Annotated in this window: 4 protein-coding genes; all 4 read right to left on the bottom strand. The window is 70.0% G+C overall.

All coding sequences use genetic code 11. The features are described from left to right. Positions 1-116 precede the first annotated feature (116 nt). Positions 117-626, bottom strand: a complete 510-nt coding sequence (locus tag ACIQUC_RS17725; RefSeq protein ID WP_402269444.1) for a hypothetical protein — start codon at positions 624-626, stop codon at positions 117-119. Further along, complete coding sequence (locus tag ACIQUC_RS17720) at positions 623-796, bottom strand: hypothetical protein (protein WP_402269442.1); 174 nt, start codon at positions 794-796, stop codon at positions 623-625. The genes ACIQUC_RS17725 and ACIQUC_RS17720 overlap by 4 nt, the downstream gene beginning before the upstream one ends. Positions 797-893: 97 nt before the next feature. Further along, positions 894-1,349, bottom strand: a complete 456-nt coding sequence (locus tag ACIQUC_RS17715) for a hypothetical protein (RefSeq protein WP_402269440.1) — start codon at positions 1,347-1,349, stop codon at positions 894-896. An 81-nt stretch (positions 1,350-1,430) separates the two neighbouring features. Then, positions 1,431-1,850 carry a hypothetical protein gene (locus tag ACIQUC_RS17710; RefSeq protein ID WP_402269438.1) on the bottom strand — a complete coding sequence of 140 codons (420 nt, stop codon included), beginning with the start codon at positions 1,848-1,850 and terminating at the stop codon, positions 1,431-1,433. Positions 1,851-2,304: the final 454 nt, after the last annotated feature.

The following is a 2,304-nucleotide window of genomic DNA, read 5'->3' as shown; positions in this document are numbered from 1 at the left end:
ACGGCGCCCCCGCCAACCGGGGTCCGCCGGCGAACAACAGCTCTATCACCCGGTGCCGCGCCCCGACGACGGCGGGGAGGCGCGGTGCCAGCTGCCACCGCGCCTCCCGTCCGTCGTCACCGATCGGCCAACGATCCTGGGAAGCACTCCGAGAACGACGCGATCCGGACGGTCAGCGACTCGTTGTCCACCGTGACGAGGTACCGCTCGCCCGTTCCGCGGCTGAGCGCGAGCCGCTCGGCTCCCTGCCCGGTCTTCCCGGTCTCGGCCGTGAACGACGAGTCCGCCGAGAACTCGGACCGGATCTTCTCGTAGGCGGAGTCGACCGGCTCGGATGCTGCCAAGCGCAGGGTGATCCCGCCCGCGGACTGCACCTCCGAGTCGCTGCAGGCGAGCAGCACCCAGTCGCGTGTCGTCTCGGACGAGACCTTGTCGCCGTCGAACGTCTCGGCGATCCTGCGCTGGACGGTGCCCGCGCGGTCCTCGGCCCCGGAGCGGTCCGCTGCCTGGTCCGAGCTCGAGGGGGTCGCCGGTGATGCGGTCATGGACGGGCCTCCCGCGCAGGCGGTCAGGGCGAGGGCGATGAGTGCCCCGATGGCGGATGGGATGAATCGGTGGCTGGTCACGGGAAGATCTCCTCCACGAGGTCGTCGAGGACGTCCTGGTTGCCCTCGATCCGAGCAACCGCGCCTTCGGGAAGGGGCGCGATGACGCGGTCCTGGATCGAGGTCGTCCGCTGCTCAGCGGCAGCGCCAGTGATCGAGGACGATGCGCGCGAGTCGGGTGTCTGCGTCATCGACGGTCCTCCGGCGCACGCGGTGAGTGACAGGGCCGGAGACGTCAGCGCCACGAGGCTCGCGATGAGCGTTCTGGATCGTCGGGTGGCCACCCGCTCAGTCGTCGGTCAACGCGCCAGGGAAGCACTCCGAGAACGACGAGATCTGCACGGTCCGGGTGTCGTTGTAGATGGTGATCAGGTACTGGTCGTCGTGGGGTCCGGTCACGGTGAGCTGCGTGGCGCCCTTGCGTGTCGTGCTGGTCGCGGTGGTGTAATCATCGGGCCGCACAGCTTCCGTGATCGCATCGTAGGTGGCGTCGACATCGACCTCGTGGTTGAGCGTGATCGAGGCGCCACCTCCTGCTGACACCTCCGTGTCCGAGCAAGCCAGGAGCGTCCGGCGCCCCGTGTCGTTCGTGGCGATGGACCCGGCCGGAAAGGCATCGGTGATCCGCTGCTGCACGTCGTTTGCCCGTGCCTCGGCGACGCCCCGCGAAAGTGACGGTGAACTGGACGGTGTGCGTGATTCCGGCATCGAAGCTCCTGCGCAGGCGGTCAGCGCGAGAGTCACCAACAGTCCCGTCGCAGACACGGCCGTGGAACGCCTGTTCATCGGAGTCTCCGCTCGTTCGTTCATGGTCGGGCCAGCCGCTCAGCCGTCGGTGAGAGACCCGCGGAAGCACTGCGAGAACGACGAGATCCGGATCTTCTGCGTGTCGTTGTAGATGGTGATGAGCAACTGGTCGTCAGCGACGCCGGTGATCGTCAAGCGCTTCGCCCCCTTGCCGGTCGTGTCCGTGGTAGCGGTGTAGCCGTCGTCGCGGACGGCAGCGATCATCGCGTCGTACGCGGCGCCCACGTCGATGTCGCGCGCGAGCGTCAGCCACGCGCCGCCGGCAGCCGAGACCTCGGTGGCCGAGCAAGCGAGCAGGGTCCAGTCGATCGTCCGACTGCTCGCGACCGCGCCTGCGGGGAGGGTCGCGATGACGCGGTCCTGGATCGAGGTCGTCCGCCGCTCAGCGGCAGCGCGAGTGATCGAGGACGATGCGCGTGAGTCGGGTGTCTCTGTCATCGACGGTCCTCCGGCGCACGCGGTGAGTGAAAGGGTCAGGGACATCACGAGGCTCGCGGTGACCACTCCGGATCGTCGGGTCACTCAGCGGCACCTGCCGTTCGGAGGGCGCCGTCGGGCTGGTCATCGAACGCTCGGTCGAGCCGGACGGCTCGCGGCACTGGTGCCAGCGCGTGCGTCAGTGCGTCGAGCGTCGACGTGTCGACCCGCAGATTCCCCATGCGTCCTCCCCGCCCCGTGGATGTCCGTCAACATATCAGACCGGCCCGCGCACATGGGAGGCGCGGTGTCCGACCACACCGCGCCTCCCGACCCCGCACCGGTCGCGACTGGCACCGCGACCGGCGCACCCGCGCCGTCCGGCGCACCCGCGCCGTCCGGCGCACCCGCGCCGTCCGGCGCACCCGCGCCGTCCGGCGCACCCGCGCCGTCCGGCGCACCCGCGCCGTCCGGC

This window comes from Curtobacterium sp. NPDC098951, from assembly GCF_044759965.1.
Classification (GTDB): Bacteria; Actinomycetota; Actinomycetes; order Actinomycetales; family Microbacteriaceae; genus Curtobacterium.
Note: the sequence above shows the minus strand (reverse complement) of the source record. Positions and strands in the feature narration are given on the sequence as shown.